The 25509-nt window shown below is 66.4% G+C and carries 19 protein-coding genes; 10 read left to right on the forward strand and 9 right to left on the reverse strand.

The annotated features are described in order from the left end of the window. Positions 1-4 precede the first annotated feature (4 nt). Positions 5-877: a shikimate dehydrogenase gene (locus ACIQCN_RS11835; protein ID WP_400611106.1), complete on the reverse strand. Its 873-nt coding sequence runs from the start codon at positions 875-877 to the stop codon at positions 5-7. A 218-nt stretch (positions 878-1095) separates the two neighbouring features. Here ACIQCN_RS11835 and ACIQCN_RS11840 point away from each other — a divergent pair, with 218 nt between their 5' ends. The 4 genes from ACIQCN_RS11840 to ACIQCN_RS11855 all read left to right on the forward strand — a co-directional run bounded on the left by ACIQCN_RS11840 (position 1096) and on the right by ACIQCN_RS11855 (position 4722). Then, on the forward strand, positions 1096-2067 hold the full coding sequence (locus ACIQCN_RS11840) for a Bug family tripartite tricarboxylate transporter substrate binding protein (protein ID WP_400605395.1): 972 nt from the start codon (positions 1096-1098) through the stop codon (positions 2065-2067). 61 nt (positions 2068-2128) lie between these two features. Further along, positions 2129-2680, forward strand: a complete 552-nt coding sequence (locus ACIQCN_RS11845; protein ID WP_400611108.1) for a tripartite tricarboxylate transporter TctB family protein — start codon at positions 2129-2131, stop codon at positions 2678-2680. Continuing rightward, entirely contained in the window at positions 2677-4206 is a 1530-nt protein-coding gene (locus ACIQCN_RS11850) for a tripartite tricarboxylate transporter permease (protein ID WP_400611110.1), read from the forward strand. The genes ACIQCN_RS11845 and ACIQCN_RS11850 overlap by 4 nt, the downstream gene beginning before the upstream one ends. Positions 4207-4407: 201 nt before the next feature. After that, positions 4408-4722, forward strand: a complete 315-nt coding sequence (locus ACIQCN_RS11855; protein WP_400605401.1) for a hypothetical protein — start codon at positions 4408-4410, stop codon at positions 4720-4722. Positions 4723-4801: 79 nt separating this feature from the next. Here the strand turns inward: ACIQCN_RS11855 and ACIQCN_RS11860 are convergent, their stop codons facing one another. After that, the gene (locus tag ACIQCN_RS11860; RefSeq protein ID WP_400611112.1) at positions 4802-8332 is read right to left on the reverse strand and encodes a bifunctional proline dehydrogenase/L-glutamate gamma-semialdehyde dehydrogenase; all 3531 of its coding nucleotides are present in this window, start codon (positions 8330-8332) and stop codon (positions 4802-4804) included. Positions 8333-8631: 299 nt separating this feature from the next. Beyond that, positions 8632-10095 (reverse strand): amino acid permease, encoded by a 1464-nt coding sequence (locus ACIQCN_RS11865; protein ID WP_400611114.1) that lies wholly within the window; start codon positions 10093-10095, stop codon positions 8632-8634. A gap of 145 nt (positions 10096-10240) precedes the next feature. Here ACIQCN_RS11865 and ACIQCN_RS11870 point away from each other — a divergent pair, with 145 nt between their 5' ends. From ACIQCN_RS11870 to ACIQCN_RS11880, 3 genes are all read left to right on the forward strand, one after another. Beyond that, the gene (locus ACIQCN_RS11870) at positions 10241-11152 is read left to right on the forward strand and encodes a LysR substrate-binding domain-containing protein (protein WP_400605407.1); all 912 of its coding nucleotides are present in this window, start codon (positions 10241-10243) and stop codon (positions 11150-11152) included. Between the two features lie 124 nt (positions 11153-11276). Further along, positions 11277-11702, forward strand: a complete 426-nt coding sequence (gene panD / locus ACIQCN_RS11875) for an aspartate 1-decarboxylase (RefSeq protein ID WP_400605409.1) — start codon at positions 11277-11279, stop codon at positions 11700-11702. 51 nt (positions 11703-11753) lie between these two features. Beyond that, a complete protein-coding gene (locus tag ACIQCN_RS11880) occupies positions 11754-12680 on the forward strand; it encodes an AEC family transporter (RefSeq protein ID WP_400611116.1) in 927 nt (308 codons plus the stop codon). Between the two features lie 18 nt (positions 12681-12698). Here ACIQCN_RS11880 and ACIQCN_RS11885 read toward each other — a convergent pair whose 3' ends face one another. Next, a complete protein-coding gene (locus tag ACIQCN_RS11885) occupies positions 12699-13688 on the reverse strand; it encodes an LLM class flavin-dependent oxidoreductase (protein WP_400605413.1) in 990 nt (329 codons plus the stop codon). 168 nt (positions 13689-13856) lie between these two features. On the opposite strand from ACIQCN_RS11885, the gene ACIQCN_RS11890 reads away from it, so the two are divergent. Further along, entirely contained in the window at positions 13857-14729 is an 873-nt protein-coding gene (locus ACIQCN_RS11890) for an aldo/keto reductase (RefSeq protein WP_400605415.1), read from the forward strand. Between the two features lie 106 nt (positions 14730-14835). On the opposite strand, the gene ACIQCN_RS11895 is transcribed toward ACIQCN_RS11890, so the two are convergent. Beyond that, positions 14836-16386: a PxKF domain-containing protein gene (locus ACIQCN_RS11895; RefSeq protein ID WP_400611118.1), complete on the reverse strand. Its 1551-nt coding sequence runs from the start codon at positions 16384-16386 to the stop codon at positions 14836-14838. 285 nt (positions 16387-16671) lie between these two features. Here ACIQCN_RS11895 and ACIQCN_RS11900 point away from each other — a divergent pair, with 285 nt between their 5' ends. Both ACIQCN_RS11900 and ACIQCN_RS11905 read left to right on the forward strand, forming a co-directional pair. Further along, positions 16672-18351 carry a helicase HerA-like domain-containing protein gene (locus ACIQCN_RS11900; protein ID WP_400611120.1) on the forward strand — a complete coding sequence of 560 codons (1680 nt, stop codon included), beginning with the start codon at positions 16672-16674 and terminating at the stop codon, positions 18349-18351. 143 nt (positions 18352-18494) lie between these two features. Then, positions 18495-19487 carry a hypothetical protein gene (locus ACIQCN_RS11905; RefSeq protein WP_400611122.1) on the forward strand — a complete coding sequence of 331 codons (993 nt, stop codon included), beginning with the start codon at positions 18495-18497 and terminating at the stop codon, positions 19485-19487. A gap of 126 nt (positions 19488-19613) precedes the next feature. Here ACIQCN_RS11905 and ACIQCN_RS11910 read toward each other — a convergent pair whose 3' ends face one another. The 4 genes from ACIQCN_RS11910 to ACIQCN_RS11925 form a co-directional block, all read right to left on the reverse strand. Then, complete coding sequence (locus ACIQCN_RS11910; protein ID WP_400611123.1) at positions 19614-20369, reverse strand: endonuclease domain-containing protein; 756 nt, start codon at positions 20367-20369, stop codon at positions 19614-19616. Between the two features lie 277 nt (positions 20370-20646). Further along, a complete protein-coding gene (locus tag ACIQCN_RS11915; RefSeq protein WP_400611125.1) occupies positions 20647-22668 on the reverse strand; it encodes an NHL domain-containing thioredoxin family protein in 2022 nt (673 codons plus the stop codon). Next, positions 22668-24839 (reverse strand): cytochrome c oxidase assembly protein, encoded by a 2172-nt coding sequence (locus ACIQCN_RS11920; protein ID WP_400611127.1) that lies wholly within the window; start codon positions 24837-24839, stop codon positions 22668-22670. The genes ACIQCN_RS11915 and ACIQCN_RS11920 overlap by 1 nt, the downstream gene beginning before the upstream one ends. 111 nt (positions 24840-24950) lie before the next feature. Then, on the reverse strand, positions 24951-25238 hold the full coding sequence (locus ACIQCN_RS11925) for an HU family DNA-binding protein (RefSeq protein ID WP_009358243.1): 288 nt from the start codon (positions 25236-25238) through the stop codon (positions 24951-24953). Between the last annotated feature and the right edge of the window lie 271 nt (positions 25239-25509).

The following is a 25509-nucleotide window of genomic DNA, read 5'->3' on the forward strand; positions in this document are numbered from 1 at the left end:
TACATTACCTGCCCTGCCGGAGCAGGCTGAGGAAGTGCTCCCGCATGCGGGGGGCCTGTGGTTCAAGGCCTGTGATGAGGCGGAAGGCGTCAACGGCCTGGCCTACCGCCATGTGCCCGCCGTCCAGCACCCGGCAGCCTTTGTCTGCGGCGGCCTTGAGCAATTCGGTCTGGATAGGACGGTAGATGATGTCCGCCACCCATTGGCGCGGCTTGATGACGGACGGATCCAGCGGCATGCCGGCGTGGCCCTGCATCCCGACGGGACTGGCGTTGACCAGTCCGTCCGCATCCGCCAGCGCCTCCGCGGCGTTGTCGAGCGGTACCTGGCGGACGTCGCGGCCCGGAAAGAGCCTGGACATCGCGGCGGCCCGCTCCGCGGCCCGCACCGGGTCAACGTCCGCCAGGATCAGGGACTTGGCGCCTGCCGCAAGCAGCGCGTAGGCGACGGCAGCACCGGCGCCCCCGGCACCCAACTGCACCACTTGGTCCAATTCCGCGTCTGGAAGACCTTCCTGAAGGGCCGTGCCGAAGCCTGAATAGTCGGTGTTGTGGCCGATAAACCGGCCGCCCCTGATCAGGACGGTGTTGACGGCACCCAGCCGCGCGGCGTCGTCCGATAATTCATCCAGGTACTGAAGCACCACCTGCTTGGCCGGCACCGTGATGTTGAACGCGTTGAATCCAAGGTCCTGGCCAGCCTGCAGCAGCTTCCCCACATCGGCGGCCGGGCGGTTCAGGACCGTCAGGTCTACGGGGCGATATAGGTACCTGAGGCCAAAGCAATCGGCTTCCCGCTCGTGCAGGGCGGGGGTCAGGGAGTGGGATGTCCCCTCCCCGATCAGCCCAACCAAATACGATTCCGAGACTGCACTCATGCGCACGCCCTCCTGTAAACCACCGCAATAAACGGCCCGTTGGTCACGATTGGGGCGCAGGCATTGCCCGGGGCCCCCGGTGTGAACTACATTACAGGTAGTGTTCGATTTATGCACATATGTTCGCCTAGCGCACAAGATCGACAACTAAAGCCAGTACGCCGCCCAAAGAAGGGCCGCGTTGCACCCCGTTACGGAAATCAAAGGAGCCACCGTAAATGAAAGCCTTCATCAAATCACTGGCCGTGGGGACCATGGGCCTCATGGTCCTCAGCGGCTGTGCATCCGGCAACAACAGCAATGCTGACGCTGAATTTCCGAGCCAGGACATCAGGCTGACCGTTCCCTGGGCCGCGGGCGGTTCGGGCGACCTCACCGCCCGCACCATCGCGCCGATCCTGGAAAAGGAGCTTGGCGTTGAGGTCATCGTCGAGAACAAGCCCGGCGCCAACGGCTCCGTGGCCTACAACTGGCTCAAGGACCAGAAGCCGGACGGCTACAACCTGTCGATGATGGGTGTGGAAGTGGCCACGCTCCAGTTCCAGGACTACGACATCGACCCGTCCAACTACGAGCCCATCGGGCAGGGCCTGGCCGGCCCCGGCGCCATCGCGGTTCCGGTGGACAGCCCCTACAAGTCGCTCAAGGACCTGGTGGCGGACGCCAAGGCCAACCCCGGAAAGGTGACCTACTCCAGCCCCGGCGTCGGCTCGGTCTGGGACTCGCCGGCGCAGGGCCTCCAGGAACTGGCCGGCATCGAACTGACATCCGTCCCGTTCGACGGCTCCGCACCGGCAGTCGCGGCCGCGGCCGCAGGTGACGTCGACTTCTCCATCGACGCCATCGGCACCCAGAAGAACCAGGTGGACGCCGGCAAGCTGCGCTACCTGGCCATGCTCACGGATGAACGGGATCCCAAGAACCCGGATGTCCCCACCGCCAAGGAGGAGGGCATCGACCTCCAGAACGCCTCCTGGGTAGGCATCATGGCCCCGGCCGGAACGCCGGAGGACGTGGTGAAGAAGCTGTCCGAGGCCATGGGCAAGGCCGTCGAGGACCCGGAGTACCGGAAGGTCATCGAAAGCTCCAACCTGGTCCCCACCTTCAAGGACTCCGAAGAAATGAAGGCATTCCTTGACGAAGAGGCCGACCGCTACGGCCCGTGGATCAAGTTGGCGCAAGGAAAATAGCTCCTGAATCGGGGCCGGCCGCCATCCGGCGGCCGGCCCCGGTACCAGTTAGGAAACTCCCATGAACGATTCCGCAGCGCTCCCCCCGGCGGCGATGGATCCGTCAAATCCTGAGCAGGACCACGCCGAAGCGTACATCCATCCAGCCCCCGAGTCGCTGGTCACGGACCGGGCGCACCGCATCCGCGAACTGGTTCCGGCCGCCGTCACCATTGGTTTCGGCGTGCTCATCCTGGTCCTTGCGCAGGCCATCCGCTCAGGTGTCCGCGTGGAACTGGGCCCCCCGTTTTGGCCCACCATGCTCGCCTGGGCGCTGGTCGCCGTCGGGCTCCTGCAGGTGGTTGTCAACGTATTGCGCGGCGTAAGCCGGGCCAACCTTCCCGAGCCTCTTACTGGCTGGGGCGTAGGGCGCATGCTGGCCACGGCCGCCATCCTGGTGGGCTACCTGCTGCTCTGGAATGTCCTCCAGTTTTGGCTCATCACCCTGGCAGCCACAGCCGGACTCACGTTCCTGTACGGCGGACGCGGCTGGAAACCGCTGATCGTGTTTCCCGCCATCGTGGCCGCGCTTCTCCATTTCCTCTTCGTTGTCGCATTGCGGGTGAACCTATGATCCAGATTGCCGCTTCTCCAGTCACAGACGGCATTCTTGCCGTCCTCCAAGTGGACACCCTCCTGTACATCGGCCTGGGCATCCTCGTGGGCATGCTTGTGGGTGCCTTCCCCGGCGTCACCGCCACGATGGCCGTGGCCCTCGCCAGCGGATTCACGCTGACGCTTGAACCCATCCAGGGCCTGGCCGTCCTCCTGACCATCTATGTGGCCGCGCAGTTCGGGGACCGGGTTCCGGCCATCCTGATCAATACCCCAGGCACACCGGCGTCCATCTCCACCACGTTCGACGGCTATCCGTTGGCGCTCAAGGGCAAGGCCGGCCTCGCGCTGACAACATCGGCATTCGGCTCCGCATTCGGCATGCTTTTTGGCATCCTGATCCTCGCCGTCGCCGCCGTCCCGCTCTCCGAGTTCGCCCGCCAGTTCGGCCCGCCGGAGATGTTTGCCCTGGTGGTGTTCGGCCTGACCATGATGGTGGGCGTGTCCTCCGGACGTATCCTCAAGGGACTGGCCGCAGGAGCCTTCGGACTGCTGCTGGCCACGGTTGGCCGCGACCCCATCACAGGCGACGCCCGCTTCACCCTGAACGTCCTGGAACTGAACGGCGGCATTCCGTTCATTCCCGTGATCATCGGATTCTTTGGCGTGGCGGAGGTCCTCAACCAGATCCTCACCCGGCGGCGGCACGAACACCACGTCAAGCCCATCTCCCAGCTGGGGCAGTGGATGCCAGGGCGAAAACTCATGCAGCGGCTGTTCAAGCCCATGGGAATTGGCGCAGTCACCGGCTCCATTGTCGGGCTGGTACCGGCCGTGGGCGGCGACATCGCCGGCATCATCGCCTGGGACAACGCCCGCAAGGTCTCCAAGCACCCCGAGGAATTCGGCAAGGGCTCGCTCGAAGGCCTGACGGCCGGTGACACCTCCAGCACCGCCACCCTTGGTGGAAGCGTCACCACCACCATGGCACTGGGCGTGCCTGGCGATTCCGTCATGGCCGTGATGATCGGTTCCATGATGATCTGGGGCATCCAGCCCGGCCCCACCCTGTTCAGCAGCAGGCCGGACCTGGTGTCCTCGCTGGTGGCCATCATGCTGATCGCCACCATCCTGACGCTGGGACTGAGCCTGCTGCGGATGAGGGGCATGGTCAAGCTGCTGGAACTTCCCAGCCACTACCTCTGGGTGATCATCCTGATTTTCTGCATGGTGGGTACCTACTCCATCAACAACAGCGTCTTCGACGTCTTCATGATGATGACCTTCGCCGCCGTGGGGCTGTTCATGCTGCGCTTTGGCTTCCCGCCGGGACCGGCAGTATTGGGCCTGATCCTGGGCCCCCTGGCCGAGGCCAACCTCCGCCGGGCACTGATCACGGACGGCTGGGCCTCGGTGTTCACCAGCCCAATCGCCCTGGTGCTCCTGGCCATTTCCGTGGCGGCCCTGGTGGTCCCGCCGGTGCGTGCCCAGGCCAAGCGCCGCAAGGCAGCCTCCGCGGGAGCCGGCCAGCTTACGGCGCACTGACCTGACACCGCTCGCAGCGCGGGGTCATATCCGGCCCAGTACCCCTGGGATTGGGCCGAATATGGCCCCGCGCTGCAAAATTTCCATTGATGCAGGAAGCTTGCGTCATCTATGCTGATTTTCCCAAGGTCAAGCAACGGCCGGCACAACAACACGGGCGCGCCCAGCAGGCCAGGTTTCGACGCCCGGGACAGGCAGCCAATGACGACAGCCAGCAACATTCATTCGACGACGCCCCACGCACGTCCGCACCGCACCGCACGGCCAGCCACACGCCAGTCCATGCTCGGCACCGGCAGAGCAACCGTGGACTCCGGATACATCGGCCGGCCCACCTGCGACAAATGCCGAACGGACGAGTTCATCTACCTCGAGTCCTACATCCCGCCCACTTACCGCCGCGACGGCGCCGTTGCCGCACTCGGCGAAGTGGCCTACACGTGCACCGGCTGCGAGGATTTCTCGGCCCACAGCGTGCCGCTCACCTGGACGCCGCCCGGCTGGTATCTGGGCTGACCGCATTGGCACAGCAGGCCGGGCACCCACATTCCGTGGGTGCCCGGCCTGCTGCTTGTTCAGCCCATTGCCGAAGAACCTAGATCAGCGCGTCCGACAGGTGGTTCGGGGTGCCGAACCGGTGGGCGGTGATGCTGACGGCCTGTTCGTGCAGGAACGGCAGCAGCTCCACGCGCCCGGCCTCGGTGACCGGGTGCGTGTAAACGGCCAGGTCGGGACGTCCGCCCGTGGCCTCCGCGAGCGCCGCCGCGTCGCCGCCAATGAGGCGGATGCGCGCTCCTGAGAGCTTGCCCGCCTGGGCGAGCCGGCCCGCGGATGCCAGCCATTCGGCGTCGGACTCCACGGTGACGCTGACGTCCAGGCCAGTGAGCACGGCGTGGACCTGGGCGGGAAGTTCGACGGCGGCGGACACCGTCAGCGCGGAGCCCGCCAGGACGCCGGCTGCTGCAGTCCGGACCAGGTGCGCCAGCGGCTCACCCTCGGAGAGGCGGATGGTGACCGGCAGGCTGCGGTAGCGGAAGATGTTGCGTTCCGCGCTCAGGCCGGACACGTCCTTGGCCGTGCCGAACTCGTCTGCCCAGGCGGCGGCGTCGGACGCCAGCGCACGGTTCACGGAGTCAAGTTCGGCCGGCTGCAGTGCGGCACCGGCGGCGTTGAGAAGGCGCCTGACGCCGGCGTGGGTTACCGCGGCCGTGGCTGTGCTCTCCGCCGAAACCCAGTCGCCCAGTCCGGCCAGGTAGTTGGGACCGCCGGCCTTGGTGCCCGCACCGACAGCGGACTTCTTCCAGCCGCCGAACGGCTGGCGCTGCACAATGGCACCGGTGATGCCGCGGTTCGCATAGAGGTTGCCCGCCTGGATGGAGTCCAGCCAGATACCCAGCTCCTCCGAGTTCAGGGAGTGCAGGCCGGCAGTGAGGCCGTACTCGATCTGGTTCTGGATGGCGATTGCCTCTTCCAGGGTCTCTGCGGTCATCACGCCCAGGACCGGCCCAAAGAACTCGGTCAGGTGGAAGTAGGAACCGCGCTTGACGCCGTAGCGCACCCCGGGGCTCCACAGCTTTCCGGTGCTGTCCAGCTGCTTGGGTTCAACCGCCCAGGTTTCGCCCTCGCCCAGGGTGGTGAGCGCGTTCAGGAGCTTGCCGCTCGCCGGCTCGATGATGGGGCCCATCTGGCTGGTGGGGTCCTGCGGGTAGCCCACTTTGAGCGAAGTGACGGCGTCGATGAGCTGGTTGTGGAACCGGTTGGACTTGGCCACGGAGCCCACCAGGATCACCAGCGAGGCGGCGGAGCACTTCTGGCCGGCGTGGCCGAACGCGGAGTAGGCCACGTCCTTGGCTGCCAGGTCCAGGTCTGCGCTGGGGGTGACGATGATGGCGTTCTTGCCGCTGGTTTCGGCCAGCAGCGGCAGGTCCTTGCGGAAGGAGCGGAACAGCTCTGCGGTCTCGTAGCCGCCGGTGAGGATGACTCGGTCTACGGCCGGGTGGGAGATGAGCTGCTTGCCGAGCTCGCGTTCCCCCAGTTGAACCATGGTCAGCACGTCCTTCGGGACGCCCGCTTCCCAGAGGGCTTCGACCATCACGGCTCCGCTTCGCGCGGCCTGCTTTGCCGGCTTGATGACGACGGCGGAGCCGGCGGCGAGTGCCGCGAGGGTGGACCCTGCCGGGATGGCCACCGGGAAATTCCATGGCGGAGTGACAACGGTGAGCTTGGCAGGGACGAACGTGGCGCCGTCGACCTCGTCCAGCTTCCGCGCGGACTCGGCGTAGTAGTGCGCGAAGTCCACGGCCTCGCTGACCTCGGGATCGCCCTGGTCGATGGTCTTGCCGGTTTCGCTGGCCATGACTTCGAGGAGGTCGGCGCGGCGGGCCTCCAGGATGTCGCCGGCACGGTGCAGGATCTCTGCCCGTTCGTTGCCGGAGAGTTCGCCCCAGGCCTTGCCCTTTTCGACGGCGGTCTTGATGGCCGTGTTGAGCGTGGCCTCGTCATTGATTACGGCGGCCTGCACGGAAGCGTTGCCCAGCGTGGAAGAGGGAACGCGCTCCAGGATGGCCCGGCCCCAGTCGCGGTTGGCCGGGAGGGACGGGTCCGTGTCCGGGGTGTTCCGGAAGCCGGTGTGGGGCATCGGAACGGGCGGCAGGTTGCGGTCCTGCTTGCGGTTCGGCGCCGGAACACTGTTGTCCAAGGCCTCGAGCGAGGCGAGGAAGCGCTGTTTCTCGCGCTCGAAGAGTCCTTCGTTTTCACTGAGCTCGAAGACCGCTGACATGAAGTTTTCCTGGCTCGCGCCCTCTTCCAGACGGCGGATCAGGTAGGCGATGGCCACGTCGAACTCGGACGGGTGCACCACGGGGGTGTAGAGCAGCAGCGAGCCGACGTCCTTCTTGACGGCTTCGGCCTGGCCCTGCGCCATGCCCAGCAGCATCTCGAATTCGATACTCTGCTGTGCGGTATCCGCGATGCCGCGCTGCTTGGCCAGGAGCCAGGCGAAGGCAATGTCGAACAGGTTGTGGCCGGCCACGCCGATCCGGATGTTCTTGATCCGTTCCGGGTGGAGGGCGTAGTTGATGACGCTCTTGTAGCTGGTGTCGGAGTCCTGCTTGGTGCCCCAGGTTGCCAGGGGCCAGTCATGCAGGGAGGCTTCCACCTGCTCCATGGGCAGGTTGGCGCCCTTGACCACGCGGACCTTGATGGCGGCCCCGCCGTTGGCGCGGCGTTCGGCTGCCCAGTCCTGCAGCCGGATCATGGCGGACAGGGCGTCGGGAAGGTAGGCCTGGAGCACGATCCCGGCTTCGAGGTTCTTGAACTCGGGCTTGTCCAGGATCCGGGTGAAGACCGCGATGGTCATGTCCAGGTCCTTGTACTCCTCCATGTCCAGGTTGATGAACTTGGCCGTTCCGCCGGTGCTGCTCCCGGCGCGCGCGAAGGCGTTGGCGCGCTGGAACAGCGGGGTGAGCTTTTCGACGACGTGCTCCACGGCCTCGTCGAAGGCCCAGGCGGAGTGCGGGGCCACAGTGGAGGAGACCTTGATGGACACGTAGTCCACGTCCGGACGGGCCAGCAGCCTGTGCGTGCCTTCGAGCCGGCGGGATGCCTCGTGTTCGCCGAGGACCGCCTCGCCAAGGAGGTTGACGTTGAGCTTGATGCCGTCCTTCCTGATCTTGGCGATGGCCGGGCCGAGCTTTGCGTCGGTGGCATCGACGATCAGGTGGCCCACCATCTCGCGGAGGACCTTGCGGGCGATGGGGATGACAACCTGCGGCATCACCGGGGCCATGGTGCCGCCGAGCGCGACGGCGCTGCGCATGTACCAGGGCAGGAACGCCGGAACCTTGGGCGCAAGCTTCGCGAGGTTCCTGGCGGCGACGTTCAGGTCTTCCGGACGAACCACGCCGTCGACGAAGCCGACGGTGAATTCCAGGCCGTTCGGATCCTTGAGGACGCCGGCGAGCTGCTGCGCCGAGGCGTCCACGGGCACTTTGGATGCCTCGGTCAGCCAGTGGCGGACCAGGGCGACAGCGTCAGCGGCCAGGGCTTTGGCCTGGGGCACATCGACGTCGACAGTCCGCGGCGCGGTGCCGCCGGCGACTGCAGGTTCGATTGCAACGTGGGTCATGGTTCTTCCCGTTCTTTCCTGTGGTTCTAGGAGGTCTTTCCATCAGTATGGGCCGGGATTCACATAAGATAAAGCGATCTTTTCTAAGCAATACTGATTAGAAAAACCAACGCTTCCGCGGCGACCCTCTCTCACCTAATGCAACAAAAGCAGGGACGCTCTCCCACTTGAAGCCGAAAAACCGGAAACGCTCTCTCACCGCCTATTTGGCGGTGAGAGAGCGTCCGGGTCTAACTGACGTTAAGTGAGAGAGCGTCCGGGTGTAACCGACGTTAAGTGAGAGAGCGTCCGGGGCGGGTTTACGGAAGCGGGCGGTGCATCTCCACGATCTCCTCGTGCCGCGGGCTGTTGGGGTTCATCAGCGAGTTGCGGCGGCCGTAGAAGAAGTAGATGGCCAGGCCGATGACCAGCCAGACGCCGAACCGCACCCAGGTCTCCCAGTGCAGCTGGAACATCAGGAAAGCGGAGGCCAGAACGCCGAAGGCGGGAACCAGCGGCATCAGCGGCAGGCGGAACGTGCGCGGGGCGTCGGGGCGCTGGTAGCGGAAGATGATCACCGAGAGGCAGACGACGACGAACGCCGCCAGGATGCCGATGTTCGTCAGGTCCGCCACTTCCTTGATGGGGAAAACACCGGCCAGGAAGGCTGAGGCGACGCCTGCGATCCAGGTGACGCGCTGGGGCGTGCCGTGGTGGTCGGTTTTTGCGAACCAGCCCGGCAGCAGACCGTCCCGGCTCATGGCGAACCAGACGCGGGTGACACCCAGGAGGAAGGTGAGCATTACGGTGAGAATGGACAGCACCGCGAACACGGAGATGATCGTGGCAATGACGGGGAGTCCCACGGAAGTGAACGCGGAGGCGAAGCCCGCCTTGGGGTCGATCTCGCTGTAGTTCTGCATTCCGGTCAGCACCAGAGTCGCGGCGACATACAGCAGCATGGCCACGATCAGGGACAGGATGATTGCCTTGGGCATGTGCTTCTTGCCGTCGGTGGCCTCTTCTGCCGCGGTGCTCATGGCGTCGTAACCGAACACGGCGAAGAAGACAGTCGCGGCGCCGGCCAGGACCGGGCCGAACCCGCTGGGCATGAACGGGTTGTAGTTGTTGGTGTCGATGTAGAAGACGCCGAGCCCGATGATGAAAAGGATCAGCAGGACCTTGACAGCAACAGCCACCAACTCAAACCGGCCAAAGGCCTTGGTGCCGCGGGAAAGGATCCAGGTGACCAGGAGGCAGACCAGGATGGCGGGGATGTTGACGATGCCGCCCTTGCCCTCATCCGCCGTCGAGGTCATCCAGACAGGCATATGGATGCCGATGCCCGAGAGGAAGGCGTCGAAGTAACCCGAAATGCCGATGGCCACCACGGCCACGATGGCGATGTACTCCAGCAGCAGGTCCCAGCCGATGAACCAGCCGATGATCTCGCCGAGCGCCACGTACCCGTAGGTGTAGGCCGAGCCGGCACGCGGAATCATGCCCGCGAACTCGGCGTAGGACAGCGCGGCGGCTGCGGAGGCGAGGCCTGCTATCAGGAAGGAGAACAGCACGGCCGGCCCTACGCCTGGGTTGCTCTCGCTGCCCGCCGCCACCAGGCCCGCCAGCGAAAAGATTCCAACGCCGATAATGCCGCCAACGCCGATCGCCGTCAGCTGCCAGAGCCCCAGGGATTTGAAGAGGCCGCTGTGTTTGTTCTCTTCCTCGATGTCGTCGATCGGCTTGCGCCGCATGACTGATTGGGACATGTCTCTGCTGCTCATCAGGAACTCCTGCTCGTGCGTACCTGCCGCGGCGCGGAATCGCTGTGGCAGGGGTAACTCGGTTCCAACAGTATGCAAGCGTCGTTGCATTAGATAAAGTGACTCCTCCTAACCTATATTCGTTAGCTTCGATAAGGATTTCCAGATGCTTGACGTCCGCCGGCTCCGGCTGCTCCGCGAACTGAGCATCCGGGGAACGCTCGCCGAGGTGGCCGAGGCACTCCAGTACAGCCCGTCGTCGGTATCGCAGCAGCTCACCCTCCTGGAGAAGGAGGTGGGCGTTGAACTGCTCCGTAAGACGGGGCGGCGGGTCCAGCTGACGCCGCAGGCGGAGGTGCTGGTGGCCCACACCGCGCAGCTGCTGCAGACCATGGAACAGGCGGAGGCGGACCTCGCCGCGTCACTCACCACGGTCACGGGCACGGTGAAAATCGCGGTGTTCCAGTCTGCCGCGCTGGCGCTGATGCCGGAAACCCTGACGCGGATGACCAGGGAATATCCGGAAGTGCGGATCGAGATGATCCAGCGCGAGCCGGAGACCGCCCTCCACGAAACATGGGCGCGCGACTTCGACCTGGTGATCGCCGAGCAGTACCCCGGCCATGCCGCGCCGCGCTATCCCGAACTGGACCGCGTCAAGCTCACGACGGACGCCATCCGGCTCGCCGTTCCCGCGTCCGACGGCGGCGCAGACATCCGCACGATCGAGGACACCGCGGAGCTCGCCTGGGTCATGGAACCGCGGGGGGCCGCGTCCCGCCACTGGGCGGAACAGGCGTGCCGCACCGCCGGATTCGAGCCGGACGTGCGGTTTGAGACGGCGGACCTGCAGGCGCAGATCCGCCTGATCGAGTCCGGAAACGCCGTGGCCCTGATGCCGGACCTGGTCTGGACCGGGCGTGGCACTACGGCCCGGCTCCTGGAGCTGCCGGGCAAACCGCACCGCACCATCTTCACCTCGGTGCGCCGCTCCAGCGCCAAGCGCCCGGCAATCCTGGCCGCCCGCGAGACCCTGGCTGCGGCGGCCGAGGCAGTGGCGGCGCACGACGTCGGGTGAGCGCCGTCGTCGTACGCTTCCGCTGCGTTCACACGAGCCCTGCCCCGGCGGCGGGATCGCTACTGCGTCACTGTTCCGTGCGTCACTGCGCCGGGCGGTCCGCCGGGGCTAAACTGATGCAGTTATGAATCGAACAATGTTCAAGTCCAAAATCCACCGGGCTACCGTCACGCACGCCGACCTCCACTACGTGGGTTCGGTCACCGTCGACCTGGACCTGCTTGAGGCTGCCGACATCCTGCCCGGGGAACTGGTATCCATTGTCGACGTGACGAACGGTGCACGCCTGGAGACGTACACGATTGCCGGCGAGCGCGGCTCCGGGGTGATCGGCATCAACGGTGCGGCAGCGCACCTGATGCACGAGAACGACATCGTCATCCTGATTACCTACGCCCAGATGACCACCGAAGAAGCCAACGCGTACCAGCCCAGGGTTGTCCACGTGGACCGGGACAACAAGATCGTCCAGTTGGGCAGCGACCCCGCCGAGGGCCTGACGCCCGGCATGCTCCGCCCGCCGTTCGCCCTCAACAACGCAGCCCTCTGACCGGAGAGTGAGCCCCGGGAACCCGCTCCGACGCGCCTTCAGGGGTGATCCTTGCTAGGCGTGCTGGCCGGCTTCTTCGTGGTCTGGTCCATTATCCTGGTGGGCTGGTTCGTGGGCCGGAACCGCGTCCTGGGCGAGAATGCCCGGCCCGTCCTCAGCGCACTCACGTTCTTCGTGGCCAGCCCTGCGCTCCTGTTTGAAACGCTCAGCAAGGCCCGGCTCGAGGACGTTTTCGCCGAACCCCTGCTGGTCACGGCCGTAGCTGCCATCGCCAGTGCTGCCATCTACTTCACGGCAGTGAAGTTTTGGCTGAAACGCACGCTGCCTGAATCGCTGATGTCCTCGATGGCGGCGTCCCTGGCCAACTCCGCCAACCTTGGCATTCCCATCGCGGTATATGTCCTTGGGGACGCGAGCTACGTGGTGCCGCTGCTGATTTTCCAGTTGGCGTTCTTCACCCCGCTGTTCCTGATGCTGCTGGATTCGAGCACCAGCAGCCACCGCACCACTCCCCTGGGCTTCGTGGTGATGATCCTGCGCAATCCGATGATCGTGGGCTCGGCGCTGGGACTCATCGTGGCGGGGACCGGCTGGGAGGTGCCGGCCCTGGTGATGGAGCCGGTCCACCTGATCGGCGGCGCCGCGATTCCTGCCATGCTGATCGCCTTTGGCATGAGCCTGCATGGCACCCGCCCGCTCCAGGCCTCCGCGGCCCGGCGGACGGACACCCTCCTGGCCAGCCTGTTCAAGCTGGGCATCCAGCCGGCGCTGGCCTACCTGTTTGCCCGCTTTGCCCTGGGCATGGACGGCCATGCGCTCTTCGCCGTGGTGGTCACGTCCGCCCTGCCCACGGCGCAGAATGTCTTCGTGGCCGCGAGCCGGTACAACACCGGCCTGACCGTGGCAAAGGATACGGTGCTGATCACCACCATCGTGGCGGTCCCGGCGATGATCGGCGTGGCGCTGCTGCTGACGTGAGGCGGAGTTGCAGGAGGCCTACGCCCGCACCAGCCCGGCCACCTGCGCCAGCAGTTCCACCGACCGCAGCCGCTCGGCGGTACCGGGGCTTTGGTGCGCCACGATGAGTTCGTCCGCGTCAGCGTGCCGGCCGAAGCTGTCCAGGTACTCCAGCACGACGTCCGGGGTACCCACGGCAGAATAAGTCATCATCTGCGAGACGTGCTGGCCCTGCGGCGAATCGAGCACCATGTCGGCTTCGTCGTCGGTGAACTCGCGCCCGCCGCCAAAGAACAAGGAAACCCGGGCGCGCTTGGTGGCGCGGAGCATGTCCTGCGCTTCGGACGCGGAGTCGGCGGCGATGACGTTGACGCCGGCGATCACGTGCGGAGCATCCAGCTGGGCAGACGGCTTGAACTCGCGCCGGTACAGCGCCACCGCGTCCTGCAGTGCTGCGGGGGCAAAGTGCGAGGCGAACGCGTAGGGCAGCCCCAACTGCGCGGCCAGACGTGCGCCGAAGAGTGACGAGCCCAGGATGTACAGCGGTACGTTCGTTCCCTTGCCGGGGGTGGCTTCCACGCCTTGGATGCGGGTGGGTCCGGTGAGGTATCCCTGCAGTTCCAGGACGTCCTGCGGGAAGCTGTCGGCTGCCATCGGGTCGCGCCTCAGTGCACGCATGGTGTTCTGGTCGCTGCCGGGCGCGCGGCCCAGGCCCAGATCGATCCGGCCCGGATGCAGGGTTTCCAGCGTGCCGAACTGCTCGGCAATGGTCAGCGGCGAGTGGTTGGGCAACATGATGCCGCCGGCGCCCAGCCGGATGCTCTCGGTGTGGGCAGCCACGTGGGCAATCAACACGCTTGTAGCCGACGAAGCGATCGACGACATGTTGTGGTGCTCGGCGTACCAGACCCGCCGGTACCCCAACTCCTCGGCCCTCTGCGCCATCGACACGCTGCCTGCCAGGCTGTCCGCCGCCGTCTGCCCCTTCCCGATTGTCGCCAGGTCAAGGATGGAGAGGGGAGGAGTCACGTCAGGTGCCGGCCTTTCAAGCGTCTGCAATGGTCGCCTGCCGCGTCGCGGCACGCACGGAAGGCATAACGACGGCGGTGCCCGGCTTATTTCTGCCCGCCGCCGGGACTTTCGGAACCGCAGGGGGGCACATGGAATATCGTCGGACCGGACTGTGTTGCCGCCCACATGAGCCTAAACGCATCCAAGGAACTCGAACTGTCCGCAACGATCGACCTGAAGGACCTGGGAACCGTCCACCGGCTCGGTTTCGGCGCCATGCGCATCACCGGCCCCGGCGTCTGGGGTGAGCCGGCGGACCGCAGCGCGTCCGTTGCCCTGGTGCGCCGCGCCGTCGAACTTGGTGTGGACTTTATCGACACCGCCGATTCCTACGGCCCGAACGTCAGCGAGGAGATTCTCGCAGAGGCCCTGCACCCGTACCGTGACGGCCTGAAGATCGCCACGAAGGTGGGCTTCACCCGGACCGGTCCCAGCAAGTGGATTCCGCTGGGCCGGCCGGAATATTTGCGCCAGCAGGCGGAACTGAGCCTGCGCAAGCTCAGGGTCGAGACCTTAGATTTGTTGCAGCTGCACCGGATCGACCCCTCCGTCAATGCCGACGAACAGTTCGCAGTCCTCCGCGAACTGCAGGACGAAGGCAAGGTCCGTGCCCTTGGCCTGTCGGAGGTCACGGTTGCGGAGATCGAGGCAGCCAGCCGGCATTTCACTGTGTCCACGGTTCAGAACCGGTATAACCTGACGGACCGCAGCTCCGAGGATGTCCTGCAGTACGCGGAGGCCAACGGCATCGGGTTCATCCCCTGGGCGCCCATCTCCGCGGGTGAGCTGGCGCAGCCCGGCGGGCTGCTGGACGCCGCTGCCACGCGCCTGGGCGCCACCGCTTCACAGGTGGCCCTGGCCTGGCTGCTGCGGCACTCGCCCGTCATCATGCCGATCCCGGGGACCGCCTCCATGGTGCATCTGGAGGAGAACATGGGCGCCGCGGGTGTAACGCTCGACGACGAAACTTACGCAGAGCTTTCGGCCGCCGGCCACTGAGCGGGTCACCGCCGGAGCGGCGACCCGGCAGTTAACTGAACATGCGGCAGGCGGTCCGGTCTATCCCCGGACCGCCTGTCTGTTGCCTTTCCCCTGCTTCGGGCGCCTATTTCAGCTTGAAGCTGGCGCTGATCAAGGAGCCGTCAGCTGCTTTCATCGTGAGCTGGTAGCAGGAACCGGCAAGGGTGGGCGTCTTCCAGTTGTACACAAACTGGCCGGCGGTGGTGTCGTAGCGCAACGCGGTATTGCCTGCGACCACCATCTCGATGGCGTCTTCCACTGCACCGTTGGCACATTGGATTTTCGCTGCGGAGAACGCCAGGGTGCCAGGATCGGTGATCTCCCGATCTCCGGCAAAGACCTCGAACTTGGCCGGCACCGTGCTGCCGCCCTTGACCGTATTCAGGACGCCGCTCATGTCCACGGGCTGGTAGAAGCCCTTGAGCGTCCATGCCTTGACCTCGTAGTCCTGGGTGATGGTGGCAGTGTTGCCGGCCAGGTCCGTGGCGGTCGCGGTGAGGGTGTGCTTTCCGGTCGAAGTGGAGTACCCGGAAACGGTGCACGGCCCGGCCAGGCCGGAGAGGTGGTCCCGTGCAGTGCACCCCGGTTCTGCCGGCGTGGACCCGAAGTAGCTCACGCCCAGGTCCGAGGTGAACCCGAGCTCCGGCTCAGCCCCATCCTTCTTAAGGCTCACCGCCACCGGGTCCGCGGGGCCTGCGCTGCTGCTGGCTGCGCAACTGTATTCCGTGGCCACCTGGTCTTCGGAGATCGTCCGGTCGTCACAGCCTGCGAGGACAAGGGTGCTGGGCGAATCGTCTTCGGTCACCGTCCAGTCCAGCGTCACTGCGTTCTTGTACCAACCGTTGGCGCCGTCCGGCGTCGCAGGGCTAAGGGTGTAGCTGACCGCGGGAGCTGTGGCGTCGGTGATGACGTAGGTGACCGAACTAGCCACGGTGATGCCGCCGCCGTCCGTATAACTGCACGAGGCCTCCTGCGTCCCGACGCCGTACGCACCGTCCGGGCCTGACACGGCACCCAACGTGGCGGGGAAGGAGCTGGATTCGTCCTCGGTGTCGGCTACCTCGCACATCGCGGCAGGGACCGCGCCCTTTGCGTAGGATGCCCCGTTCGCCACCCCGGAGATGGACAGCTCCGGCGCCGTATTCGCGGGGGCGGGCGCAACGACGTCCACGCGGAAGGCCGCGGGGGCGGTGCTGAAGGAATACGGCGTGGTGTTGCTAATGATGCTCACAGTGACGTTCGCTGAACCCGCTCCCACAGCAGTTACGGACAGCGGCTGCGTAAAGCCACAGGAGGTGAACGTGGTGGTAGCCGGCGATACCGTGGCCACCGACGTGTTGGTGGATTCGATTTTCAGCGTCAGGGTGTTAGAACCGGTCAAATTACACCCCCTCTTCCCGTCGCCGTCGGTGGTCCACAGTGCCAGCGACGCAAAACCCTGCGCGCCGCCCAGGTTCAGTGCAAGGACTTCGGCGTCCGTGTCAACCGAACTGTCCAGCGTGTTGTGGATGTCGTCAGCGAAAGCGATACCGCCGCCGGCGAGTACCAGCCCGGCTGCGGCGAGCGCCGCCGCGGCCCTGAAGCCGCCACGCCCCTGCCGTCGAGCGCCACTGCCAATGCCCAGCAAATTGTCCATGTGTCTCTCCCTCAAGGCCTGCGGACCACCCTGGCCGCAGAATGGCTTCACCCTAGGTGCGGGGTGCGCCGGAGCGCACGCGTAACGCCCCACCTGTCTTTTGGCGGGAGTACTCGTTTTTTCGGCGGGGAGGAAGGGGACTACTTGCCTTGCCGGCGGCCTCGGCTCACCAGGACGGCAGTGCCGGCAGGGGACGTCGTCCTGGCGACGCCGCCTCGCGGCTGCTGGAACGCGCGGACCGCGCGGTGCGGTAGACCCGGCTGCCGGCGCCGCTAAGCTGTGGGCATGGCCGGGAAATCCACCGCTGAAAAGCTTGCCACCCTCCAAAAGGGGTACACCCTGGAGGGTGCCACCATCGAACTGGGGGCTGCGGTGGTGGACGGCGAAGTCCACAAGGAAGCCCCGGTCCGCCTGCCGCTGGCCATGATGAACCGGCACGGACTCGTGGCCGGAGCCACCGGAACGGGCAAGACGGTCACCCTGCACATGATGTCCGAACAGCTCTCCGCCGCGGGCGTCCCTGTGTTCCTGGCGGACATCAAAGGCGACCTGTCCGGTCTGGCGACTGCCGCCGTCGGAAATTCCAAGCTTGCGGAACGTACCGAGGGGATCGGCCAGGAGTGGGAAGGACGGGCCTTTCCGGTAGAGTTCCTGGCCCTTGGCGGGGACGGCGCCGGCGTCCCGGTCCGGGCGACGGTCACCTCCTTCGGACCTATCCTCCTCTCCCGGATCATGGAGCTGAACGACACGCAGGAATCCAGCCTGCAGCTGATCTTCCACTTCGCGGACAAGAACGGCCTGGAACTGACCGACCTCAAGGACCTCCGGGCCGTGATCCAGTTCCTCACGTCTGCGGAGGGCAAGGAGCAGCTGGAGGAGCTCGGCGGACTGTCGAAGGCAACAGCGGGGGTAATCCTCCGCGAGCTCGTGACCCTCGAGGCCCAGGGCCTGGACACGTTCTTCGGCGAGCCGGAGTTCGACACCGCGGACCTGATGCGCACGTCGCCGGATGGGCGGGGCATCATCACCTGCCTGGAGCTGCCCACGCTCCAATCCAAGCCGTTGCTCTTCTCCACCTTCCTGATGTGGCTGCTGGCGGACCTTTTCGAGGAGCTGCCCGAGGCCGGTGACCTGGACAAGCCCAAGCTCGTCTTCTTCCTGGACGAAGCGCACTTGCTCTTCAAGGACGCCTCCAAGGCCTTCCTGGCCGCGATCACCACCACCGTCCGGCTGATCCGGTCCAAGGGCGTGGGCATTTTCTTCGTGACCCAGACGCCGAAGGACGTCCCCGCTGAAGTCCTGGGCCAGCTAGCCAACCGGGTCCAGCACGCGCTGCGTGCCTTCACCCCCGAAGACGCCAAGGCCCTCAGGGCAACGGTGTCCACATTTCCCCTGAGCGACTACGACCTCGAAGAGACCCTGACATCGGCGGGCATCGGCGAAGCCGTGGTCACCGTCATGAACGAAAACGGGGCACCCACCCCGGTGGCCCACACCCGGCTCCGGGCGCCCGAGTCAGTCATGGGCCCGAGCGGGGCGGGCGTGGTCTCGGGAATCGTCAACGGCTCAGCCCTGCTGGCGCGGTACGGCGAGGCGGTGGACAACCAGTCGGCCTATGAAAAGCTGTCCGGGCAGGGTGCCGGGGCGGGAGCTGCGCAGGATCCGGCGACCGAGGACTCCGCTGCAGACATGGACGTCGACGCCGAGGCCCGGCGCATCGAGGAGGACATCCTCGGCCGGCCCAGCAGCCGGCCCGCCCCCGGCGGCCGGACGGTGCCGGCTCGGGACTCCACGCCCCGCTCCCCCTCCGGCGCGGACCGCAGCTCCGCGGACGGCCTCGGCGGTGTGTTCGGTGACGCCCTGGGCGGCGGCCTGAAGAGCATGGCCCGCTCCATCGGAACCCAACTCGGCCGTGAACTGCTGCGCGGGGTGTTCGGTACCTCCCCGCGGCGGCGGCGCCGCTAAGACTCCCGGTTCCAGCCACCGGGTAGCCGTGGCCAGCGGCGGCGGGCGCCGCCGTCGTACCCCCGTCGCCGTGGTGCCCGGCACATGTGACGCCGCCCGGGAAGGCCGTGCGCACGCTTACCGGTAACGTGGGAAGCGTGCAGATGAGTCAAGCGTTGGTGAGGATCGCGGCCGGTTGGCTGCTTGGCCTCATGCTTGCCGTGGCTGCGGGGGTGGTGGCGGTGAACGTCGTGAACAACACCGTGTCCAGTCCGCAGCAGCCTGTGCGCGAATACCTGGAAGCCCTCCAAGGCGGCGACGGCGGCCGGGCCCTGGGCCTCCTCCGCGCCACCGTTCCCGGCGGCAACGCGGCCATGCTTGACGGGACAGCCCTGCAGACGGCCGTCTCGAGGCTGTCCAACACCACCGTGGGCGACCCCGAGCCACGTCCCGGAAACCGTGTCATGGTGCCCCTGGACTACACCATCGACGGCAGCCGGCTGCGCACGGAATTCCTCCTGGAGCGCACCGGCACCGAATGGATCTTCTTCGACACCTGGGCGTTTGTCCCCTCCCGGCTGCCTACCGTGGACGTCACGGTCGTTAACTCCAGCGAAGCCACGCTCAACGGCATCCCGGTGAATATGCCGGATGGGCAGAACAGCTTCGCCGTGTTCTACCCGGGCGAGTACGAGGCGTCCTTGAACGGACGCTACTTCTCGGCCCCCGCCACCCGGGCCACCGTCACGGGCCGTGACGCACCCGTGGCGCCGCTGAACCTGCTGACCGAGGCCACGGACCGCCTGAAAAAGGAGGTCGCAGCCAAGGTGAAGCAGTACCTGGACAGTTGCGCCGCAGAAGCTTCCAAAGTGCAGAAGCTGCAGCCGGACTGCCCGTTCTACTACGCGAGCGACAACCGGGTCCAGGACGGCACTATTAAATGGAGCATCACCAAGTACCCCGGGGTGTCCATCGAACCCTTCAACGGCCGCTGGGTGGTGGCCCCGCTGGACGGCAAGGCGCGCGTCCAGGCCCAGCAGCAGGATTCCTTCACCGGCGCCTGGTTCCCGCTGGATGAAGAAGTGGACTTCAGCTTCACCACGCGGCTGGACATCGGCGGCGACACCATCAAGGTCACCCCGCTGCTGAGCTTCTAGCGCCGGGGCTGCCCGAGCGTCACACCCAGCACGCTTTCGGGGCTCTCCCAACTACCAGTCCCCGTGATTCCGGGGTTGCAGCCCTCTCCTGGTATCAAAAGCATGCTCTGCGTGACGTCCGCTCGATCATCGCCGCCGCGCCAGCACCTGCAGGACCTGAGCAACCATGGCTTCGGGATAGTGCACCACGTCCGGATAGTAGTACCGCAGGGCTGTGTACCCCTGCACCACCGACTCGTTGTTCCGCCGGTGGTCCTTCTGCACCTGCTTCCATTCGGCGTGGTGCCGGCCATCCAGTTCCACCACCAGCCAGCCGTCCAGCAGCAAATCGACGTGACCCACGCGCTCCAGGTAGACCTGCGCCTGGACTGAAATCCCCGCCTGCCGGAAATAGGTCCGCGCCAGCGTCTCAAGGAGTGAATCCGAGCCCCGGTCCACCCAGTCCAGCACCGCCCTCGCCTTGCCGTTCCTCTTCCCGGGCAGGTGTTGGCGCAGGAAGTCGACGGTGATATCGCCTCGCCCCACGGCGCACTCGACCATCACCAGGGACTCCGCGAAGGACAAGCACCGCAGTGCGTGGATCAGCACGTCGGCGAGCGCCGCTACCGGCCGGAGGGAGGCTGGCGGCAGGAGCAGTCCGGCGTGGTGGACAGCGTTGCCCCGGACGGATTCCCGGCGCCGGTGGTGGACGTGGCGGAGCCCGTTGGGCGGCAGGCACCAGAGGTTGTACATGGGCGCAGCACTTGAGCAGGTCAACAGCTCACGGTTCCGCAGCGCGGCCACCAGGTCCGGAGAGGCCGACGGAAGCGCATACAGTCCCCGTGCCGGCCGCAGGACTCCTCCCCGGACGGCACGTCGCAGCGCGGCATCGTCAACTCCCATTCGGGCGAGTACCGGTCGGCGCGCTGCTCCGCCACATCGTGCGAGGGCTTTGAAGGCGTCCATGCGGACATGGTGGCTCCGCGCTTTCGTGCATGGCAGAGGTACGAGAGCCTATGTGGAAAACTGCTGCCCACAGGAGTCGCGTCACGCCGGGCATGCTTTTGGCTGCCGCCGCGAGGCGCAGTCCCGTGAGTCCGCGGTTATTGCCAGGCCGGGTACCCAAAAGACTGCTGTCCGTGACGCGTAGGCAGCAGCCTGTCAGGGATGCTGAGCCGGGTCAGTCCATGCCGCGCAGGTCCAGCACCAGTTCCGTGTCGCCGTCACCCTGCAGGACCACCGGGATGCCCCAGTCCTGCTGGTAGAGGTGGCAGGCCGCGTGGTCCGGGATCTCGCCGTCCTCAGTCTCCGGTCCGTCGCAGGCGGCCGCGCGGGCGGTAATGTGCAGCACGCCCTCAGGTACGTCGGTGGCCAGTTCCAGGGTGCGCAGCAGCCCCACAGAGGTACCGCCGCCGGAGACCAGCAGCTCCGGAGGTGTGGAGGAGATCTTCAACTGCGTGGGGTCGCCCCATCGGTCGTCGAGCTTCTGCCCGGTAGGAGCCGTGAAGCGGACGGTGAGCTCCAGGGGGCCCGGTGCCACAGGGCTCTTGGGCCGCTGGGTCTGGGACGCGCCCTCATCCACCTGCTGTGCTTCCTTGGGGATGGGCACGTACACCAGCTGGTGCTTGTTGGCCTCCACCACCACCAGGAGCGGTTCGGAACCGGCGGAGTGGGTGTGGTCCACGATCACGTCCGAGGGCTCGGACAGTCCGCGGGCCAGGGTGGACACGGTACCGGCCGCGGGGTCATAGCGGCGGACAGCTCCGTTGTAGGTGTCCGCGATGGCCACAGAGCCATCGGGCAGTACAGTGACGCCCAGGGGGTGCTGCAGCCGGGCCTCCGGCGCAGGACCGTCCCGGAAGCCGAAGTCGAACAGGCCCTTGCCCACGGCCGACTCCACCGTCACGGTGCCGTCTTCCGCGATGACGAGCTTGCGCAGCGCGGAGGTTTCGGAGTCGGCCACCCAGATGTTGCCGTCCGCGTCCTCGGCCAGGCCGGAGGACTGCGCGAACCATGCCTCGTCCGCGGGCCCGTCCAGCAGGCCTTCCAGGCCGTTGCCGGCCACGATGGCCACCGCCCCGCTGATGGGGTCGAAACTGAAAATCTGGTGTACGCCGGCCATCGCCACCACCACGGCGTTGAGTTTGCCGGACCACACCACGTCCCACGGCGAGCTCAGAGCGACCTCCAGCGGGTGCCCGCCCAGTTTGCCGGTGACTCCGGCGGCGTGCTCGTCCACGCGCGCCGGGCCGGTTTCCAGGAGCCGCTGCACGCCGTTACCGGCCAGTGTCGACGCCTTGCCGTCTTTCAGCGACAGTCCCCGGAGGCGGTGGTTCACGGAGTCGGCAATGACGACGTCGTAGCCCGCCTTTGCTGCCACGTCTTCAGGGAGCAGCACCAGGCCTTGGGGCTCGTTGAATTCAGCGGTGCCGGTCTCGCCGGCGGCGGGGCCGTCGGCGTAGCCCTTGGTGCCCGAACCATAGGTGGCGAGGACCGTCTCAAAGTCGGTGTCCAGCTCCACCAGCCGGTGATGGCCGGTGTCGGTGACCAGCCAGGAACCCTTTTCCCCGCTGTTGCCTGCGGCACCCGCCGCGGCGCCGCCGTCGTACGTTTCCTCCAGGGCGACGGAACCGCGGCCCGCCGGCAGGAACAGCGCCTTGCCGGGGAAGCGGAGGGTGCCCGACGTCGGTTCGGGCGCCACATAGGGGCCGGAACCTCGGTGGAGGGTGCCCTTGGCCTCGTGTTCGGCGATGAGCTCGGGGATCAGCACGGCCAGGCCGTCTGCGTGGCCCTCGCCCGACAGGTGCGCCACGATGTAGCCCTCGGGGTCGATGACCACCAAGGTGGGCCAGGCGCGGGCGGTGTAGGCCTTCCAGGTGTCCAGCTCGGGATCGTCGAGGACCGGGTGGTGGATCTCGTAGCGTTCCACGGCAGCGGCCAGGGCCACCGGATCGGCCTCGTGCTCGAACTTGGGTGAGTGGACGCCGACGGTCACCAGGACGTCCGAGTACTCCTCCTCCAGCGGACGCAGCTCGTCCAGGACGTGCAGGCAGTTGATGCAGCAGAACGTCCAGAAGTCGAGGAGCACGATCTTGCCGCGCAGCGCTTCGAGGTCCAGCGTCTTGCCGCCGGTGTTCAGCCAGTTACGGCCCACCAGTTCGGAGGCGCGGACCCGGGCAGAGGTTCGTACGGTTTCGCTCATCAGCGTCCTTCCAGCTTGTTGCGTTCAGCCAGCCTGGCGTCGCGTTCAGCCAATTTGGCAAACATATCGTTGTAAGCGGCCAGATCGGCGTCGTTATTCCTGTCCGCCGCCCGGTCCACGCGTTTTGTTTCGCGCTGGTCGGACCGGGACCACATAATCGCGACGCCGATCGCCACCAGGAGCGTGGGTACCTCGCCGATGCCCCAAGCCACCGCGCCGCCCATTTGCTGGTCCACCAGCGCCGACGCACCCCATTCGCGGCCCAGGTTGCCGAAGTAGTCCGCGGCGAGGAGGTTGGTGCCGCCCATGATGGCCACGCCGAAGAACGCGTGGAAGCCCATGGTGGCCAGCAGCAGGAGCAGGCGCATCGGGAAGGGCGCGCGCCGCGGCAGGGGGTCCGTCCCGATCATGCTGAGGACGAAGATGTAGCCCGTCAGCAGGAAGTGCAGGATCATCAGCTCATGCCCCACATGCTCCCGCATGGCGAACCCGAAAAGGTCCGAGTAGTAGAACAGCACGATGGAGCCGGCAAAGTTGGCCGCGGCGAACAGCGGGTGGGTAACCAGCTGCGAGAACTTCGAGTGGACGAACACCAGCAGCCACTCCCGCATGCCCCGGGAACCGTCGGCGCGGGCCGGGAGGGCGCGCAGGGCGAGCGTGACGGGGGCACCCAGGACCAGGAAGATCGGCGCCACCATGGTGAGCGCCATGTGGTCCACCATGTGCGCGGAGAACAGCACCCGGCCATAGACCGACGGCGGACCGGACGTGATGTACGTCAGGACCAGCAGTCCGATCACCCAGTTCACGGACCGGAACCAGGGCCACTTGTCTCCGCGGCGGCGAATCTTGACGACGCCCAGGAAGTAGGCGACCAGCCCGAAGACGGCCGCCGTGATCCAAAGCCAGTCGGGACGCCACTCGGTGAGCCAGCGCTCGGGGGTGAGCTCCGGGGGAAGCTCATAGCCGGTGAGGATGAACGCCGGGGACGCATCCGGGGCGTAGGCGGTGGGCTCCGGCGGTGCTGAGCGGCCCAGTGCCACGGCGATGCCGGAGGTGGCGCCCATGATGAGCAGCTCAGCCAGCAGCAGCTGCCACAGTACGCGCCGCGAGGACATGGCGGATCGCTGCCGGCCCAGCTGCGGGATGACCCATTGGCGGTGCATGAAGCCGATTCCGCCCAGCACCAGGGTGGCTGCGGACTTGGCAAGAATCAGCTGGCCGTACGGTGAGCCAACGAGGTCCTGCCACGCGGTGATCCGGATCGCCGCGTTGATCACGCCGGATGCAAAAACCAGCACGAACGCGAAGCCGGCCAGGGTGGAAAACCTCCTGAGCGTGGGCTCGGTGATGTCCGTGTTTTTCCCGGTGAGGAGGCCGGACAGCAGCGCGAGCACGATGATGCCGCCCACCCAGGCGCTGACACCCACCAGGTGCAGGCCAAGGGAGTTGATGGCGCCTTCGTGGTCCGACGAACTCGAGGAGTGGCCGATCAAGGCCATTGGGATCAGCCCGCAGAGTGCCAGGATCAGAGTCAACGCCAAGGCGCCAAGGGACCTGACACCGAAGAGGGCCGTGGTGGTGACCGCAGCAATGATCGTGACGGCCAGCCAGGCCCGGCCGGTGTCGATGTCGGTCATGAAATAAATCAGCGAGGTGGTGAACTCGGCATCCGCGGCCAGCGGCTGGCCGGCCACGTCAGCGTACGTAAGGACCAGGACAGCGACGGCGGACAGCGTCCACGCGGCGCCCGCCGCGGCCGCTATTGCCAGGGCGCGGGCGAAGGCCGGATGCTCCGGTCGGCCGCCTTCAGCACGGCCGTGCTGCCGGGCAGCGGCACCCGCGAACCTCGGCAGGATGCCGACGGCGAAAATCAGGCCGCCGATGACGGTCGCCAGGGATACATTGTGGATGGCCTTGCTGGCAGGCAGGCCCCAGCGGACGAAAGCACCCGGATCGGCCACGTCGGGTGCTGCCGCGGCGCCGGAGAACAACAGGGCCGCGACCAGGCCCAGAAACAGTACAGCCAGCCCGGCCAGCTGCCACGGGCCGGAGATGCCCAGTGCGGTGCCGCGCGCCGGGGTCCGGCCGCCAGCAGCAGGCCTGCCCTCCGCGCCGGCGGAGGCAGGCTGCGGGGCGTTGGAACGGGGGTTGGCGGCAGGAGACACCATTCCATTGTCCGCTACTGCGGGGCCGCCCGCGAATCGGCTTAACGCAGAAAGGAGCGGCAACCAGGTGGTTGCCGCTCCTTTCGAAAGCCGGCGCGTGGCCGGCCGGAAGGACTACTTCTTGTTGGAGACTGCAGCCTTCAGCTTGGAGCCTGCGGTCAGCTTGACGCTGTGGCCGGCGGCGATCTGGATGGTCTCGCCCGTCTGGGGGTTGCGGCCGGTGCGTGCTGCACGGTCGGTACGCTCGACGGCGAGCCAGCCCGGGATGGTGATCTTCTCGCCGGCGGCGACAGAAGTCTCGAAAACCTCGAACAGTGCGTCGAGGACGGAGTTCACGGCTGCCTGGCTGGTGCCGGCCTTGCCTGCTACCTCTGCAACAAGTTCACTACGGTTCTTAGCCATTTATGTCCTCCTGGACTGTCATGATTCTGGAGCCTGCACGCGGCATGCGTACAAGCCACTGTTCGAAAACTTACCAGCTTGGGCCGTCCCGGTCCGCAAATTCCGCGTGTTTCCGGCACTTTTTGAGGTTAATCACCGGATTTCCGGGGTTGTGGAGCGCTCCGGGTGTGGGTTGTGGGGTGTGGGTGTTTAAATGTGGGAGGCCCCGAACCTGGTGGTTCGGGGCCTCGACCAATGTGTGTCCGGCGGTGACCTACTCTCCCACACCCTC

The sequence above is a fragment of the Pseudarthrobacter sp. NPDC092424 genome, from assembly GCF_044754925.1.
GTDB lineage: Bacteria > Actinomycetota > Actinomycetes > Actinomycetales > Micrococcaceae > Arthrobacter.